The sequence below is a fragment of the Candidatus Tisiphia endosymbiont of Oplodontha viridula genome, from assembly GCF_964264865.1.
Classification (GTDB): domain Bacteria; phylum Pseudomonadota; class Alphaproteobacteria; order Rickettsiales; family Rickettsiaceae; genus Tisiphia.
On sequence record NZ_OZ183486.1, the window covers coordinates 447,745 to 465,608 of the forward strand.

At 32.5% G+C, this 17,864-nt stretch carries 16 protein-coding genes; 6 read left to right on the top strand and 10 right to left on the bottom strand.

The annotated features are described in order from the left end of the window. Positions 1 to 80 precede the first annotated feature (80 nt). From lpdA to ACFEL1_RS02185, 4 genes are all read right to left on the bottom strand, one after another. On the bottom strand, positions 81 to 1,484 hold the full coding sequence (gene lpdA, locus ACFEL1_RS02170) for a dihydrolipoyl dehydrogenase (RefSeq protein WP_375331322.1): 1,404 nt from the start codon (positions 1,482 to 1,484) through the stop codon (positions 81 to 83). Between the two features lie 57 nt (positions 1,485 to 1,541). Then, positions 1,542 to 2,513, bottom strand: a complete 972-nt coding sequence (locus tag ACFEL1_RS02175; RefSeq protein ID WP_375331323.1) for a Fic family protein — start codon at positions 2,511 to 2,513, stop codon at positions 1,542 to 1,544. Positions 2,514 to 2,591: 78 nt separating this feature from the next. Beyond that, complete coding sequence (locus tag ACFEL1_RS02180; RefSeq protein ID WP_367363691.1) at positions 2,592 to 2,852, bottom strand: type II toxin-antitoxin system RelE family toxin; 261 nt, start codon at positions 2,850 to 2,852, stop codon at positions 2,592 to 2,594. Continuing rightward, positions 2,842 to 3,066 (bottom strand): DUF6290 family protein, encoded by a 225-nt coding sequence (locus ACFEL1_RS02185; RefSeq protein ID WP_375331324.1) that lies wholly within the window; start codon positions 3,064 to 3,066, stop codon positions 2,842 to 2,844. Before ACFEL1_RS02185 ends, ACFEL1_RS02180 begins: the two co-directional genes overlap by 11 nt. Before the next feature lie 83 nt (positions 3,067 to 3,149). Between ACFEL1_RS02185 and ACFEL1_RS02190 the strand changes: the two genes are divergently transcribed. Continuing rightward, positions 3,150 to 3,839, top strand: a complete 690-nt coding sequence (locus ACFEL1_RS02190) for a M48 family metallopeptidase (protein WP_375331325.1) — start codon at positions 3,150 to 3,152, stop codon at positions 3,837 to 3,839. A 34-nt stretch (positions 3,840 to 3,873) separates the two neighbouring features. On the opposite strand, the gene ACFEL1_RS02195 is transcribed toward ACFEL1_RS02190, so the two are convergent. From ACFEL1_RS02195 to ACFEL1_RS02210, 4 genes are all read right to left on the bottom strand, one after another. Next, a complete protein-coding gene (locus ACFEL1_RS02195; protein ID WP_375331326.1) occupies positions 3,874 to 5,190 on the bottom strand; it encodes a palindromic element RPE1 domain-containing protein in 1,317 nt (438 codons plus the stop codon). Between the two features lie 122 nt (positions 5,191 to 5,312). Continuing rightward, positions 5,313 to 5,963 (bottom strand): ribulose-phosphate 3-epimerase, encoded by a 651-nt coding sequence (gene rpe, locus ACFEL1_RS02200; RefSeq protein ID WP_375331327.1) that lies wholly within the window; start codon positions 5,961 to 5,963, stop codon positions 5,313 to 5,315. After that, entirely contained in the window at positions 5,950 to 6,162 is a 213-nt protein-coding gene (locus ACFEL1_RS02205) for a hypothetical protein (RefSeq protein WP_341762415.1), read from the bottom strand. Before ACFEL1_RS02205 ends, rpe begins: the two co-directional genes overlap by 14 nt. Before the next feature lie 195 nt (positions 6,163 to 6,357). After that, on the bottom strand, positions 6,358 to 6,777 hold the full coding sequence (locus ACFEL1_RS02210; RefSeq protein ID WP_375331328.1) for a carboxymuconolactone decarboxylase family protein: 420 nt from the start codon (positions 6,775 to 6,777) through the stop codon (positions 6,358 to 6,360). A gap of 203 nt (positions 6,778 to 6,980) precedes the next feature. On the opposite strand from ACFEL1_RS02210, the gene ACFEL1_RS02215 reads away from it, so the two are divergent. The 3 genes from ACFEL1_RS02215 to ACFEL1_RS02225 are packed head-to-tail and all read left to right on the top strand — an operon-like array spanning position 6,981 to position 12,450. Further along, entirely contained in the window at positions 6,981 to 8,525 is a 1,545-nt protein-coding gene (locus ACFEL1_RS02215; protein WP_375331329.1) for an acyl-CoA carboxylase subunit beta, read from the top strand. 21 nt (positions 8,526 to 8,546) lie between these two features. Further along, entirely contained in the window at positions 8,547 to 10,544 is a 1,998-nt protein-coding gene (locus tag ACFEL1_RS02220; protein WP_375331330.1) for an acetyl-CoA carboxylase biotin carboxylase subunit, read from the top strand. A 58-nt stretch (positions 10,545 to 10,602) separates the two neighbouring features. Continuing rightward, a complete protein-coding gene (locus ACFEL1_RS02225; RefSeq protein WP_375331331.1) occupies positions 10,603 to 12,450 on the top strand; it encodes a sensor histidine kinase NtrY-like in 1,848 nt (615 codons plus the stop codon). A gap of 254 nt (positions 12,451 to 12,704) precedes the next feature. On the opposite strand, the gene ACFEL1_RS02230 is transcribed toward ACFEL1_RS02225, so the two are convergent. Together ACFEL1_RS02230 and ACFEL1_RS02235 are read right to left on the bottom strand one after the other, a co-directional pair. Further along, complete coding sequence (locus ACFEL1_RS02230) at positions 12,705 to 13,202, bottom strand: IS630 family transposase (RefSeq protein WP_375330791.1); 498 nt, start codon at positions 13,200 to 13,202, stop codon at positions 12,705 to 12,707. Between the two features lie 20 nt (positions 13,203 to 13,222). Beyond that, positions 13,223 to 13,708, bottom strand: coding sequence for a helix-turn-helix domain-containing protein (locus ACFEL1_RS02235; RefSeq protein WP_375330732.1), 486 nt, complete (start codon positions 13,706 to 13,708; stop codon positions 13,223 to 13,225). A 171-nt stretch (positions 13,709 to 13,879) separates the two neighbouring features. On the opposite strand from ACFEL1_RS02235, the gene ACFEL1_RS02240 reads away from it, so the two are divergent. Then, entirely contained in the window at positions 13,880 to 16,876 is a 2,997-nt protein-coding gene (locus ACFEL1_RS02240) for a hypothetical protein (RefSeq protein ID WP_375331332.1), read from the top strand. Beyond that, the gene (locus ACFEL1_RS02245) at positions 16,845 to 17,861 is read left to right on the top strand and encodes an autotransporter outer membrane beta-barrel domain-containing protein (protein WP_375331333.1); all 1,017 of its coding nucleotides are present in this window, start codon (positions 16,845 to 16,847) and stop codon (positions 17,859 to 17,861) included. The genes ACFEL1_RS02240 and ACFEL1_RS02245 overlap by 32 nt, the downstream gene beginning before the upstream one ends. Positions 17,862 to 17,864 lie beyond the last annotated feature (3 nt).

A 17,864-nucleotide genomic window follows, 5' to 3' on the forward strand; every position in this document is an offset into this window, starting at 1 on the left:
ACCTACGGTCTTCCTCGCAATGACGTCCTGTACTTTCCAGCAACTTTAAATTGCTATGGGTTACGCGTAAGGCGAGTTCTTTAAATATGAATAGCCTTACCATAAGCCTGTAATACCGCTTCTCCCATCATTTCAGATAAAGTTGGATGTGGAAAAATGCTATTCATTAAATCAAGTTCCGTACCCTCCATAGTTTTAGTGATTACATAACCTTGAATTAGTTCTGTAACCTCTTCACCTATCAAATGAGCTCCTAATAATTCACCAGTCTTTACATCAAAAATCGTTTTAATCATTCCTTCATTATAACCATCAACCAAGGCTTTCCCATTAGCGATAGATGGGAATCTGCCAATTTTTACTTGGTAACCAGCTTTTTTCGCTTGTTCTTCAGTAAGCCCTACACTAGCAATCTGTGGTGAGGAATAAGTACAGCCTGGAATATTACGTTTTTCTATAGGATGAGTCTTAAGCCCAGCAATAGTTTCCGCAGCAATAATACCTTCATGACTTGCCTTGTGGGCAAGCCATGGTGCTGATGTTACATCACCTATTGCATAAATACCTTCTTCCGAAGTTTGCATAAACTGATTGGTAATAATATGACCTCTATTTATTTTGATATTAGTTTTTTCTAAATTAAGGTTTTCTGTGTTACCAACTATACCAACGGCTATAAGCAAAATTTCAGCTTGTATCTTGTAATTCTTTCCATCTATCTCAACTTCAACTACAACATGGTCTTGGGTATGGTCTTGGGTTTTGCTATGATTTAACAATTTGCTATTAGTATGAATTTTTATACCTTTCTTTTCAAAGGTTTTGCGTGCCATTAAAGAAATCTCCTCATCTTCACTAGGTAATATCCTATTTTGTGCTTCAATTACAGTGACATTTGTTCCTAAATCATTATAAAATGAAGCAAATTCTATACCAATTGCCCCTGATCCAACTATAATCATAGATTTTGGTAATTTATCAAGAACCATAGCCTCTTTGGAGGTAATAATTTGCTTGCCATCCGGCTCAAATCCATCTAAGATTCTAGACCTTGCACCTGTTGCAATTATTATGTCCTTTGCTTTAATCAAAATTTTTTGACCATTATTATTGATCTCTACTACCTTGCCTGTTCCTAGGCTAGCCGTGCCATCAATTATCGTAACCTTATTTTTTTTTAGCAGAGATTTAATACCAGATGTTAACTGCGTCGATATATCTCTAGAACGCTGTACTATTTTTTTTAGGTCAAAACTTGCTGCTTCACCTACTATAATACCATAATCTTTAGCATGTCTAATTTTTTGAAATAATTCAGCTGATTTAAGCAATGCTTTTGTTGGTATACAACCCCAATTTAAGCAAACTCCCCCTAAATGCTCCTTCTCAATCAACACAACTTTTTTATTTAGTTGTGCGGCCCTAATCGCAGCCACGTAACCACCTGGTCCACCACCAATAATCGCTAGATCGTAATTTTCCATTAATATATCCACTTATTCTTTCTAGATTTCTTTTATAACTTAATTTAATGAAAGAGTCTATTGTTGAAATTTATAACAAGTTTGATTTTTTATACCTTTATGAGTTAGGATACCTTCCTTAACACCAAAGATTAGATCACGACTGGCCGATGCAGAAGAAATATCCTTATGTAATAGAATATAATCTTTCCTTGAAAACCAACTATTTGGTAATTTTATTCTAGCAAATTCTAACCTAGACTTAGGAGTTTTGACTTGAGATACTACATTATTAACATATAGTTGCAGAGCTTTTAGTATCTGTGTTGCCATAAATTCAATGAACAAGGTAGACTCCCCTACTTTATCACACTCAGCTAAAACGTCATAGTACTCACTTTGTTCGTTTTTTATTAGTACATCTACCGAAATATATTTAAAAATTGCATCTGCTTTCATTAATAATAATTGTTGCCATAACCTACCTATTCGTCCATTACCATCTGAGAAAGGATGGATAAATTCTAACTCATAATGAAATACGCAAGCTTTAATTAGCCACGGAATATCCTTGTTTTCTTTTATGAACTGAAATAATTTATCCATTAATAATGGGACACGACTAGCTTTAGGAGCTATATGAGATATTTCATTGCCTTTAAATATGCCAACTCCGCTGGCTCGAAAATAGCCATTATCAACTATTAACTCTTGCATCAATAATCTATGTGCCTCTAGTAAACAATCTATTGATAATGGATTTAATTTATGTAAATTATTGTATAATTTAATGGCATTGTTAACTTCAATAATATCATTTTTAGGACCTAGCACTAGTTTTCCGTCAATTATATCGGTTATTTGGTCTAAACTTAAACTATTACCTTCAATTGCTAAAGAAGAATGGATAGTCTTTATTTGGTTACTTTTTCTAAGTTTTACTGCAGGCAAAGAAAGCTTAGCTCCGGATAGAATACCAAGCTCATATGCAATATCTTGCAGTAATGTAAGTATTTTATTACTTACTTGAAAAGGTGGGTTTTTACTCATAAAATAATAGTATCATATGATACTATTATTGGCTATAAAAATAATATTAGCTAGTATTTAGATGTGCTAATATCGGTTTTAATCATATATTTCACGTCTATGTCCTACATCAATAACCAAAATCAGCGATTCGTTATTACTAATATTGCAAATAATTCTATAATCATCAACTCTGTAACGCCAAAGACCTTTCTTCTCTCCAACAAGACTTTTGCCAAAATCATGAGGATTAATAGAGATTCTGCTTTCCAAATAGTGAATTATACGTTGTTGTATATCTTTATTTAATTTTGAAAATTGTTTTCTACTACGATCAGTAAACAGAATACTATAAGCCATTTTCCTTTTTAATTTGATTTAATGAATAAGTTTTAAACCCATCATTATAAAACTCATCTAAAGCTTGCCTGCCAATTGTAAGATCATTTTGATCGACTAAATATAACTCTACAGCTTTTCTTAGTACATAGGCTTTACTACGGTCATGCACTTTAGCAAAAGTTTCAATTTGTTCATTTAACTGATCATCTACGTCAAAAGATAAAGTATGCATGATTAAATTACTCTTAATAAATTTAATTAACTATAATTATCAATATACTATATTAATAATAATTTTTAAATTAGATTTTAAACATGAAACATCAGCAGATTACTTTAGATAAATTAGGAGCTGATATTGACATTCCAGTAAGATATAGTAATAAAGCCAAACGAATTAGCATTAGAATAAACCACAAAGGAGCTGAATTAGTTTTACCTAATAAAAATTTTAATACAGGATATAAATTTTTGTTAGAAAAAGAATCTTGGGTTAGGCAAAAACTGCAAAAATTCTTAAACACCCCCCCCTTTGATTATAACACAATAACAGTCTTTGACGAAGTATATTCGTTATTAAATATTGATGCAGATTATGAAAAAGTACAAGTCACAGATGATGTTATTCAAATATATTCTTTACCCTCACAACACAAAAGTACTTTAGTAAGGTTTTTGAAAGATATGTTGTTATTAGAAATCGCAAAACTTGCTACTCTTCTAGCGAAAGAACATAATATAAACTTTACTAAAATTAAAATTATGAATAATAAGAGCAAATGGGGAAGTTGCTCTAGTAAGGCTGTACTTGCTTTTAATTGGCGTCTTATTTTTGCTCCAAAAAAAATATTAAAATACTTAGTGGTCCATGAAATATGTCATATAATTGAAATGAATCACAGTCCTCATTTTTGGAATTTAGTAGCAAAACTTTATCCAGACTATAAGTTGGCTAAATTATGGCTTAAGGAAAATGGCAATAATCTCTATCAATATTTGCAATAATCCGTAACTTACGGTTCTTTAACTAGAATTTTCATTATTTACCTATTAATTGATCAAAATATTTAATAATTTGTGCTAAATCCTGTACACCATTATAGTTAAGATTTTTAAAATTGTTAGGATCAGGTAGATGATCGATATATTCCTCACTTAACCTTAGAAAAAACACCTGTCTATTGGAGTCGCCAGTAAAATGAAAAATTGCTATACCTATGCCTTCTAAAGTTGGCATATCACGATCATCACCTACTGTTATCACTTGTTCTTTTGTTTTATCAATTACAATAGTTGTATGCCCACTTACTCCCACGCTAGTTGCTGGTAAGTGATCTGAATTAAACTCTCTAAAAAAATAGATATCACCTATTTGTACATCTGCAGGTTGTACTGGTCTATATAACGGTATCAAACTAGCCTGCTTAGAATCTTTCCAAGGTTGAGGAATAAACCCACCCATATAGGATCTATATATACATAGCTCATCAGAGGTATCTAATGCTACAGGTACTAACGTCACTAAATCAACGAAAGACGAACAATCTTGCGGCTCAAATGTTTTGCCTTTAGGATACAAACTCTCTTCATCTCGTGAGCCACCAAATGAATAACCACTATGCACAAAACCAAAACCATTAATACCGCTTTTAATATAATGCCAGCTATAGTTTGGTGGTATAACAACGCTAGATGGTATAGCAATTACATGAGTGATCGCGGAATTAAATATATCAATTGCATTAATATTAGTTCTCTTTCGAAACTCTACTTCTGCTGGTAATTTATTCGTCGCTCCGGTACTCGAATCCTCACGTACATCTAAGTACGCTGCGGTTCTGCGTTCCGTGGCTTCTTTAAATTCCTCAGCATAAGCGAGTTTCGAAAGAGAACTATTATTTAAAGCAAAATATACATACCATATTGCACAAGAGCTAAAAGTAGTTTTAGAAGTACCATAATACCCTTGGCTTCTTAAAATAGGTAAATTATCTCCAATATTATTATTATAATCATTTGGCAATACACCATTTGCTATTTTTATGATATTGGCTTCATCATTGATAAATAACTGATTAACCCCACTTAGCACTTCTTGCATTTTGTTATATTGAATTCCCGGTGGTAAATTATCATTGTTTACAATAAGAGTATTAATACTTACAATATTCTCTAAATCATTTGCTAATTTATCCTTTACACTCTTAATTAAAGTACTGTCAGTAATAGTCTGTTTTTGTTTATCCCATAATATTTTATTTTCAGCTAGAATCTTATTTTGCTCATTACATAATGCATGTTGATAAGCTCTAGCTTTATATATTGCAATTAACGCAATTAATTTATTATTTTCCATTATACTATCTCCTAGAACTGTTTTTAGAGGTTAAGAGTTGATCATAAAACATAACTATATTATTGATCAATATATTTAATATGTTAATACATATTAATAAATGACCTTGTGGTATAAATAGCCTAATGTTTTAGCAAGTCTATTTGTTTTTGATAATCTTTTGATTGGAAAATAAAATTACCTGATACTAAAATATCAGCTCCAGCTTTTATACAGTTCTTACCGGTAACATTATTTATTCCTCCATCTACAGAAAGCATTATAGGTTTACCAAAATTTTTGATTTTTTCTGAAATAATTTTGACTTTCTCTAACTGATTCTCTATAAACTTTTGGCTAGAAAAACCGGGGTTTACGGTCATTGCTAGAATTATATCTACTTTATCAATAATATAATCTATAGAATTTGGACTTGTAGAGGGAAGTAGTGCCACCCCAGCTTTTAGCCCTAAATTTTGAATAATACTTAAAGTTCTGTCAAGATGAATAGTGGTTTCAGGATGGATAGTGATAATATCTGCTCCGCTACTAGCATAGTCTTTAATCGAATATTCTGGGTTATTAATCATTAAATGTACGTCAAATGGTAATGTAGTGTGAGGTCTTAAAGCTTTTATTATAGGAGGCCCAAATGTTAAGTTAGGTACAAAATGTCCATCCATAACGTCTATATGGATCATATCAGCACCAGCTTCTTCCAAAGAACTGATTTCTTTTTGCAAATTAGCAAAATCTGCTGATAGTAACGAAGGTGCGATCTTAATTATTTTCACTTTTGTTTTTATCCTCAATATGAACTTTTTGACTATTTTTTCTTCTTGCTATATTCTGTTTTAAAGCACTAGACAGTTTTTGAAATTTACTCTCACTAAATTTACTCCCATTATTTTGCAATTTCTGCTGCTTTTCCTTTGTTATAAAAACCTTCCTATAAACTTTTTTAAGTTTTTCACTGCATTCTATAAAATACATATCACTTATGTTATACCACCCAAAAACTATAGATATATATACTCGGTGAACTTCAAGAATTGGCGTCGTCGTGTCTAAAGATATCCGCTGCTCACATACTAATGTACGCTCCGCTGCTCGACTTTGACACTCCTAGCTCTTCTTAAAGTTGACCTTCGTCTACCAACTCTTCATTTACGAGTAGTATACCCACAGTTAAAGTGTTTTTAAGCTTATAGCTATTCTATTTAAGGCATTCATAATTGAAATACAAATAGTAATATCTACAATTTCTCTCTCAGAAAAATACTGTAATATTTCATCTTTCATTGCGTCAATTTCCTTGAAGAAACCCCGCGTTATTAATTCACACCATCTTAGAGCTATAACTTCTTTTTCACTAAATACCTCTTTACTAGAGAACCAAATTGGTAATAAATCTAACTTCTTTTGAGGCACATTATTCTTTCTAGCATCTGTAAGATGTAAATTGCAACAATAAAAGCAGCTATTTATTTGTGATACCCTCAGTTCAATTAAGGATCTTAGTCCCTTATCAAGAGGAGATTCATTAAGACTTTCATAAGATTTATATATACATGACATTGTGTTCTTAGAGATTTCGGCATAGTTCATTTTTTTCCTTTGAACTTAGTTATTTAGTAAATATTATTCCTGAACAATGTCTATATCTAAACCATTTCATCTGTCAAGTAAAGAACTGACAAATTCAGTAGTAAGTTAAATTCTATAACTATTCAAATAAATTTCTACTATCTTTTCGACATTTTATTATTATACTACAGGTTATGATTTTATAATGAACTAGTATAGCCATAATGAATCAACATATTGTAAATTCTCCTGAATCACTTGATGAAAAGCGTAATAATGCCCGTCAAGGTGGAGGGGGAGAGAGAATCGCCTTACAACATAAAAAAGGTAAGCTTACTGCAAGAGAAAGGATAGAAGTATTGCTAGATCCTGAAAGTTTTGAAGAAACAGGAATGTTTGTTGAACATAGATGCAGTAATTTTGGCATGAACAACAAAAAATTCCTAGGGGACGGTATAATAACTGGACATGGCACCATAAATGGTAGGTTGGTTTTTGTGTATAGCCAAGATTTTACGGTGTTAGGTGGATCTCTTGGAGAATATCATGCTAAAAAAATTTGCACTATACTCGATTCTGCTTTGGCAGTAGGAGCACCAGTTATTGGCATAAATGATTCGGGGGGTGCAAGAATTCAGGAAGGGGTTGACGCCCTTGGTGGTTATGGAGAATTATTTCAACGCAATGTAATTGCTTCCGGTATTATTCCACAAATCACCTTAATTATGGGCCCTTGTGCTGGTGGGGCTGTTTATTCTCCTGCCTTAACAGATTTCATATTCATGGTTAAAAATACTTCTTATATGTTTGTAACAGGACCAGACGTAGTTAAAACTGTTACAGGTGAAGAAGTAAGCCAAGAACAACTTGGCGGAGCAAAAATGCATACTACCAAGAGTGGTGTTGCTGACCTTGCTTTTAAAAATGATATAGAACTACTTCTAGAAACTAGAAGGTTTTTTAATTTTTTACCTCTATCAAATAGTAGTCCTCTACCACATCGTCGTACCGAAGACCCAGCTGATCGGGTTGATATGTCCCTAAACACCTTAGTCCCAAGCATTCCGAACAAAGCTTATGACATGAAAGAATTAATTGAGCGTATTGTTGATGAAGGAGAATTTTTTGAGCTGCAACCAGATTTTGCTAGAAATATTATAATCGGCTTTGGTTATATGGAAGGAAGACCTATAGGATTTGTTGCGAATCAACCATTACATTTAGCTGGCTGTTTAGATATTAACGCATCAAGAAAAGCAGCAAGGTTTGTTCGTTTTTGTGATGCGTTTAATATCCCAATAGTAACTCTAGTTGATGTACCAGGTTTTTTACCTGGCACTGATCAAGAGCATAACGGAATTATTAAACATGGAGCAAAATTGTTATATGCGTATGCTGAAGCGACTGTACCAAAAATTACCATAATTACTAGGAAAGCTTATGGTGGAGCTTATATAGTGATGAACTCAAAACATCTTCGTGGTGATGTAAATTACGCGTGGTTCAACTCAGAAATTGCAGTACTTGGAGCTGAAGGAGCTGCTGAAATAATATTTAAAGAAGAATGCAAAGATCCAGAATCAAAAAAACAAAAAATCCAAGAGTATAAAGATACTGTTACTTCTCCTTTCGCGGCAGCATCTAGAGGATACCTAGACGATATTATAAAGCCTCAAAATACTAGATGGCGCATATGTAAAGCACTAAACTTTCTTCAAAACAAAAAAATACAATTACCATGGAAGAAGCATGATAACTTACCACTTTAGTATACTTAAGCACGAGATTTTATGACTAAACCATTATTTGATAAAATTTTAATCGCCAATCGTGGTGAAATAGCTTTGAGAATAATGCGAACCCTAAAGAAGATGGGTATTACATCAGTTGCCGTATATTCTGAAGCAGATACACATTCAATGCATGTACAATATGCTGATGAAGCTTATTATATCGGCAATTCTCCTGCCACTGAGAGCTATTTGTCAATTAAAAATATTGTAAATGCTATTAGAGCAAGTGGTGCTTCGGCGGTGCATCCAGGATATGGCTTTTTATCAGAAAATTCAAATTTTGCAAATATCTTAAAAAGGGAAGGAGTTGCATTAATAGGTCCCAATGCTTCTGCTATTAAGAAAATGGGCGATAAAATTGAAGCAAAAAAAATCGCTATGGAAGCAGGAATCAGCCTAGTCCCTGGCTATATTGGTACTATCAGCAATATAAATCAGGCCATAGAAATTGCAGAAAAAATAGGTTTCCCTGTTATAGTTAAGGCAACAGCTGGTGGTGGTGGTCGTGGAATGAGAGTGGTAAAAAACTCTGAAGAAATGGCTAATGCCTTTGAATCAGCTAAGCTTGAGGCAGTAAATAATTTTAGCGATGGTAGATTATTCATTGAAAAATTAATTCAGTCCCCAAGGCATATTGAAATACAATTATTAGCTGATCAGTATGGTAACAGTGTTTGTCTTGGTGAGCGAGAATGTTCAATTCAACGTTATCATCAAAAAGTGATTGAAGAAGCCCCAAGCTCCTTTATTACCGAGGAAATACGGCAAAAAATGTATAAAGAGACCTTAGCTTTATCTAGCAAGGTCGGTTATTACTCAGCCGGTACAGTTGAATTTATAGTTGATTTAGATAAGAACTTTTATTTCCTTGAGATGAACACTAGGCTACAAGTTGAGCATCCAGTAACTGAACTGATCACTGGTATTGACATAGTAGAAGAGATGATAAAAATTGCTGCTGGTGAAAAATTATCATTTTCTCAAGAAGATATAAAATTAAAGGGGCATGCGTTTGAATCTAGAATTTGTGCAGAAAATCCAATGCGTGGATTTCTGTCGTCTAGTGGCAGAATTACTGAATATGCAGAACCACCAAAAAATGCTAACATACGTGTGGATACAGGTCTTGGACTTGGTGGAGAAGTCAGTATGTTTTATGATTCAATGATTGCAAAACTTTGTACTTACGGAGAGACTAGAGAACAAGCTATTGAGGTTATGCGTTCTGCTTTAAGTGCTTACATAATACAAGGTATTTCTCATAATATTAGTTTCTTAGAAGCAGTAATATCACATCCTCGTTTTATAGCAGGTGATATAAATACTGCATTTATAGAAGAAGAATATCCAGATGGTTTTTCTGGAGCAAGCTTAACTTCTGAAATCACTAAAATATTCCTAGCTACAGCCATTTTTGTTTATATTGCCGAGCAAAAACGTGCTTCGTTAATCTCTGGTCAAATAGTCGATCAAACTCACAAAATCGGTACTAGATGGGTTGTATCAATTGATGACAAACTATTTCCAGTTTTAATTAAATCAGTAGATTATGGTTATAATATAAGACAAGAAAATGATAGAATTTATATACGTAGTAACTGGAACTTAGGTAGTAGACTCTTTTCCTGTATTGTAAATGGTAGAAAAGCCAATGTAAAAATTGGCAATATCTTAACAGGTTATATGTTATCACATTCAGGCATTACTGTTAAAGCTTACGTCCGTTCCCCACGGATGTCTGAACTAGAAGCGTTGATGATTACAAAAAATATCCAAGAAGAGCAAACAGAACTGCACGCCCCGCTTGCAGGACAAATTATTGCAATTAAGGTTCAAGAAGGTAGTAAGGTAGTTATTGGTCAAGAGATTATGGTTTTAACTGCCATGAAAATGGAAAATATACTTGTTGCTGAGCGTAATGGGAAAATTGCTAAAATCCTAGTTAATGAGAAAGATCAGGTGGTTAGTGGGCAGGTGTTACTTGAATTTGCTTAGGTTTAAATTAGGTAGGGGTAGAACTTCAAATATACTCAAATGATTTTGAATAATAAAAATGTTGAATTACTTTTATCGAGATATTAAAAAATATTGTAGTAGCGGTAAATTAATATTTGTTCTAATAATTGTAGCCATTATATTGGCTTGCTCGACTTATTATGTGATTTCAATTGAGTCGAAATCTCTTGGTCCAGACCCAAGTAGAGTTATAGGACTTATATTAGTAGATCTTGCTGTATTCTTACTTTTAGGCATTTTATTAGCTCGTAAATTTTTACGAGATTTTATTGATAAAGGTGAAAGGGAGACGTCTTCGAAATTACAAAATCGTATCATTATTGCCTTTAGTTTAATTGCTACAATTCCAACCATTATTGTTTCAGTCTTTTCAGCATATTTCTTTAACTTTGGTATTCAATCTTGGTTCGATAAAAAGATTTCTGCTGTGCTTGATCAGTCGATAATAGTAGCAGAATCTTATATAGACGAACATAAACTACAGTTACGCGAAACAGCATTATCCGTCGCTGATGATTTAACTGAAATGTATTATAATTTAATACATAATCCCCTTTCATTTAATGAAGCATTAAATACTGAAGTTGAGATGCGCTCTCTTGACGAAGCTATGGTTTTACATAGACCTACTAATACTGTTATTGCTAATACATTCTTAAGTTTCGCAATTTCATTTGCTACTATTCCAGCTCATTTAATGAAAAGAGCTGAGCTAGGAGAAATTGTTGAGATAAAATCTGATCCTAAAAAGATTCGAATGCTTACAAAACTTAAAGATCATAATGATATATATTTGTTGGTAGGTAGATTGATTGATGCTAAAATTATTGATCATATTGATAAAACTAACGGTGCAGCTGAAGAATATTATCGTCTTAAAAAACATATATCCAGTATGCAGATCAAATTTTCTATAGTATTTATTTTTATTGCTTTATTACTGCTATTAGCTGCAATAAGCTGGGGGATGATTTTTGCTACAAAGATAGTAAAGCCTATTCGGAAATTAGTGATTGCTACTGAAAAGGTTAAAAATGGTGACTTAACTATTCAAGTACCAGAAGACCTTGTTAATAAAGATGAAATAAGCGTTTTATCCTCAGCTTTTAATAGGATGATTAAACAAATTGACCATCAACAAAGAGATCTAGTTATAGCTCAACGTGCACTTGCTTGGTCTGACGTAGCAAGGAAAGTAGCTCACGAGATTAAGAATCCTTTGACGCCTATTCATCTTGCCTCCGAAAGATTACTTAGGAAATTTAGTAATCAAGTTGAAGATAAGACAGAGTTCAACAAATACATACAGATGATTGTACGTCATACTGACGATATTAAGAAAATTGTCTCTGAATTTGTTAATTTTGCAAGACTACCAGCCCCAATATTTATGGATTGTGATCTAGTAATTCTTATAAAGAATATGGTTGAATCACGAAAATTAATTAATGATAAAATATTATATAAATTCATCACAACTGATCGACACATAGATTTTATCTGTGATACAACTCAAATTAATCAGATTATGGTTAATTTATTAAAAAATGCCGAAGAATCTATAGGACTTACTAGATTTCAACAAGGTGTTATTGCTGTTTCTATAACCAAGTCTAACCATCAGATTACTATTACAGTAAATGACAATGGAGTAGGATTCCAAGCAAATTTAATTGATAGGGCTACAGAAGCCTATATAACAACTAGATCTAAAGGAACTGGTTTAGGGCTAGCCATTATCAAAAAAATAGCACAAGATCATTGTGCAATACTAGAGTTAGCAAACAAGCACGAGGGGGGAGCGATTGTCAACATAACATTCAACCTTGATGAATTAAAATTAAAGATCAATAATTCGAAGTCGATAAATCACATTTTCACTTAATATTCTTTTCTTACTTTACTTTTTTCTTGGTAACTCTCTCATATTTAAAGTCATGCTTTATAACAATACACTTAATCTGCAATCGTGATTTTTATCACATATTAGTAAATTTTTCTTTAAAAATAAAATTATAAATACAGTTTTTACTTTCCCTCTCTATGACAATTGCATTAACATTAATTAATCTTTAATAAATAAATTAACTGATAGGTAATAAAATGGTTTTATTTAACAAGTTATACTAATTCCCTAATTTAATTTAGCAAATAATTCATACAACAAATCGATTTAATTAGTGAGGCATTTAAATTTTTAAGGCAGGAACATACTACTATTTCTAGTTGTTCGATTGTGTCATATACTTTATTCTTTATAGTATTAGACTTTAAATATTGCCACAATTTCTCTGTCGGATTCAATTCAGGAGAATATGGGGGTAAATAAAGAATTTCTATATTTGTTGCAATAATTAGCTCTTTAGCTTTGTGCCATCCAGCACAATCCATAACAATAATCGCTTTTTGTTCTCCTATCTGTTTAGACATCTCTGCCAAAAATATATTTAAACAAACGGTATTGACATTTGGCATCATTAAAGTAAAATCATCACCTGTGATTGGGTTAACCGCACTATAAACATAGAAATTTTGAAAGCCCATTTTGGCTTTAACTTGAGTTCTGCTACCTTTACGAAACCAACCATAACCTAATTTAGAATGAGTCCCAAAACGTGATTCATCAAAGAAATACAAGTAACTGCTAGGGTTATTTGTTATTGTTTCTTGAAGTTTTTTTTAAACCCTTCATGAGTTTCTTTATTCTGTTTGTAATGCACTGGTCTTGGGGTAATGTATGCAAATTTAAGTTTCTGTAATACTCTATGTACAGCCGATTTACTAGAATCAATCTCCAAATTTTCTTTAAGTTTTATGATGATATTTTTTATTGTCATGTTACAATCGTCTTGTAACCATTTATTTATTGCTTCACAACAATTTTTTGTTAATTTACTTTTTCGTCCTCTACCTTGTTTATATTCAAGGCTTTTATCATTACCTTGAGCAAAGCTTTTTACCCAGTTCCTAAGCGTATTGGTTGTTATATTAAATACCTTACATACTATACCAACACCATTTTCTTTAGCAGCAATTATAGCCATAAGTCTAATAGCAACTCTATTATCTCGGTTCATGCTTGCAAGCTGCTCAATAGCACGTTGGTATAACTCTTCTGTTATTAATCTTTGATGACATCCCATTATATTCCTTTCCTTAATTTATTCATAAACTTGGAATATTATAACATAATCTCATCTTTTTTCTACTATTTATACTAATTTAAATTAGGGAATTGGTATTACAAAATAATTTTCTTATTAATAGATCTAATAGATATATATTTAGTAACAAGGTGCATAATTTTTCTTTTTTTGTTTATTCTATTTTTTTTATTACAAGGGTTTGGTACATCTAATGTTTTGGCAGCAGAACTAAGAAATGAGCAAATAAATCTACCTCATTTAGACCCAACTACTAATAGAGAATACTTTGAAAATGAAATAGAGGCAACTCGGCAACTTATTGATGAAGCTCGTGGTGAGTTGAAAACACTAGAACAAGAATACAATTCACATAGAGTAACAAAAGCATTGGGTAAAAAAAACAATTATTATTCAGAAGCAGTTGATTTACTAGAAAAGGAGTCTTTAAAGTCTCTTGAGTTAATGAAAGAATATACTTTTGAGAAAGAAAAAATCTTAAACGAGATATTAGATAACAAAACGCTGAAAGGCATAAAGGAGAAAGGTTTAACCGAAATAGAGAAGCTAATAGATAGAAATTATGAAGAATATAATAAAACTCTATTAGAAGCTAAACAAAAGATTTTTGAGGAAAAGAAAGAATATAATAAAGCTCAATCAGAAGCTAAACTAAAAGCTTTGGTGGAAAAGGACAATTTTTTATTAACAATAAAAAAAGAATTAGAGGAAACCTCACATCAAGATGCTGTATACTTGAAGAATGAGAACAACAAACAAGGAGGGAGCGAATACAACGTAGTAAACACAGACCCCGAAATTTACGAAGACAATTTTTCAGATCATTCAAGTATAATTGAAATTCTAAAAAAAATAAAAATATCTCCTCAAGACCTAGGGTACGATGATAACAAAAAAGAAACTCTCTATACTAATCTTAAGGAAGTAAATCAAAAGTTAGGAGATTTAGCACAGAAGATACGTGAGACAGAACAGCAAGACTCAATACTCAACCAAGAAAAAGATAATTACGACCAACTATCAAGTTCTATTGATATAAAAAAAGATAAAATCTGCAAGTTAGAAGAAACAAAAAAATACTTTGAATCTAAGTTAGATTGTAAAGAGGCTAATTTACTTGCTTTACCAAAGAAGAAACTACAGTTTAGGAATGTGGCAGCACACATTATTTCTATTATCAAAGCACAACCTCAAACTTCTAATAGTTTGGTGTCAGTAAAATCACCTTATATATCTCTTGATGACCCACCTCCAGCTCCAAGCTTAAGTATGCAAACAGAGATATTACCATACCAAATAGATCCTTCTGTTGTTACGCCTCTAATATTAGATACCACTCAACCTAATAATGAAACGCTAACCGATAAAGCTATACCACAAGTAAACACTAAAAGTTTACACGATGAATTGCAAGAGTTTTCAACAGAAAATGACGGTAATAATCAACGTAAGGAGATTATTACTCGCAGGCATAGCATCGAAACAGAACAACCTAAACATTATCAAGATAATAAAACTATTACTCGTACGTTTAGCCTCGAACTCCCCCGACCCCAATCACTAGACGAAGGATTTTTCTCTTATCACAGCAGCACACCAAAATCTGAAGAGGAAGAGTGGAGCGACTCTGAAGATGAACCACTCATAGATACTCCCAAAAGGTTTTCACGGTCATCTTCATTAGCACCACTCGATCCACAATATTATTCAAGAAGATCATCAGATGCTTCAAATCTTGATTCTAGCGATGAAGTAGCAGTAGTAACGTTTCCCCCCCTACCAATAACTCAAGAACAATCTTCAACAACGCACACAGTAGTTGACCAAGTTGTAGTATACAATGTGGACAATAAACAAGGGGTAAGCGAAAACAACATAGAACTACATGAATATGAGAATCCATCGAAACTTTACAAAACTAAAAGGCAGAAAAGGAGTATAGCTGTACAGGATATATTTGATGAAGATAATCTTAGATTAGAAGAATTGTTTAAAGAAGAGGCTGTGCCAATAGTAGCTAATGTTCAACTTCCTGAACCTGAATATCACACAGTTGAACAGTTTGTAGATAAACCTGTATATCACACAGTTGAACAGCTTGTAGATAAGCCTGTATATCACGCAGTTGAACAGTTTGTAGATAAGCCTGTATATCACGTAGTTAAACAGCTTGTAGATAAGCCTGTATATCACGCAGTTGAACAGTTTGTAGATAAACCTGTATATCATACAGTTGAACAACTTGCAGATAATCCTGAATATCATACAGTGGAACAACTTGTAGATAAGCCTGTATATCACGTAGTTAAACAGCTTGTAGATAAGCCTGTATATCACGTAGTTAAACAGCTTGTAGATAAGCCTAAATATCATACAGTGGAACAACTCGTAGATAAGCCTGTATATCACGTAGTTAAACAGCTTGTAGATAAGCCTAAATATCACACAGTTGAACAGCTTGTAGATAAGCCTGTATATCACGCAGTTGAACAGTTTGTAGATAAACCTGAATATCATACAGTTGAACAACTTGTAGCTAATGTTCCACCTCTAGTAGCTGTTCATCAAGCCCCTACTAAAAGGCAAAAAAGGAGTATAGCTGTACATGATAATGTAGTTGTTGTTCAAAATGAAGTATTTGATGAAGATAATCTTGGGTTAGAAAAACCATTTAAAGAAGAGGCTGTGCCAATAGTAGCTAATGAGCAACTTCCCGAGGAAGAACATCATGCAATTCAACCTCTTGAGGCTGTACCTCAACCTCCTGCAAATGTAGTCCATGTAGAAAATAATCCTCCTGCAATTCAACCTCTTGAGGCTGAACATGATATATTTGATGAAGATAATCTTGGGTTAGAAGAATTGTTTAAAGAAGATGCTGTACCTATAGTAGCTAATGATCAACCTCAGGAGGCTGAACATGATGCAGATGGACAACATGTAAATGAACAACAACACGCAGATGAACATCTTGCAGCTAATGATCAACCTCCTGAGGCTGAACATCATGCAGATGGACAACATGTAGATGAACATCAGAAGGATGAACATTTTGTAACTAATGAGCAGCCTCTTGCAGCTGCACCTCAAACTCCTCTAGAAACTATAGCATTAGTTGAAAAAAAAATCTTATATCCCACCTATTAATTTTGATATCGAACAAAATATAGCAAAATATACTACATATATAGAATTTGATTACTTGGATTTAATTTCAAATGCTTTAAGTACTCGAAATCAAAATAATCTATTAACAGATAATCCTACGGTAAAAGCGGCAGGGGATAATGATTATTATATTAAAAAAGGAGGGTGGATTCAAGTTATGAGGTCTACTAGCAAACAAAAAGGAAATACTTTACCCTTTAAAAATAATCAGCAAGGCTTCGTTCTAGGTTTTGATGCACAGCCTCTTGATGAACTTATTATAGGAATCGCATATGCTAATGCAAATTCATATACTAAATTTCAAAACATCTTTAATGACAAGCAAAATATTATTTTACATGTAGCTGCAGTTTACAGCAAATATACATTATCACCAAATATGTATCTGAGTTCTTATCTTAAATATGGTAAAGCCTTTATTAAAAATCTAGGGAAAAGAGATACTATATCCATTAATAGCAAGACTAACGGTTATGTAGGACGTGCGAAGCTTGAAACTCACTATAAAGTTGATTTAGATAAATTTTTGTTCAAACCAATGGTAGGAATAATATTTGATCGTTTTCTAATCAAAAATTTTACAGAGTATAGGAAAGATTTTAATATTAATGTACCAACTAGGAAAGGAAAAAGAGTATCATTTGAAACTGGCATTGATTTCAGTAAACGCATTTTGGTAAAAAATATTTCAATTATTCCTAAGGTACACTTTAAACTAGATCAGACTATTCTACTAAATAATTCAACCGACATTATTAATTTTACTAGCATAGAACACCATACTCAAACAGTAGCTATCACAAAATCTCTAAGACCATCTCCAAAAAATGTTATGTACACTTTAGGAGGTTGTATAAATATGCAATCTGTATCAGCACTTGAATTAGGTGCTGGTTACGATTATAGTTTAAAGAAAAGTTTTACTACCCACTCTTTCTATGTTAATGGATCAGTGAAATTTTAATAT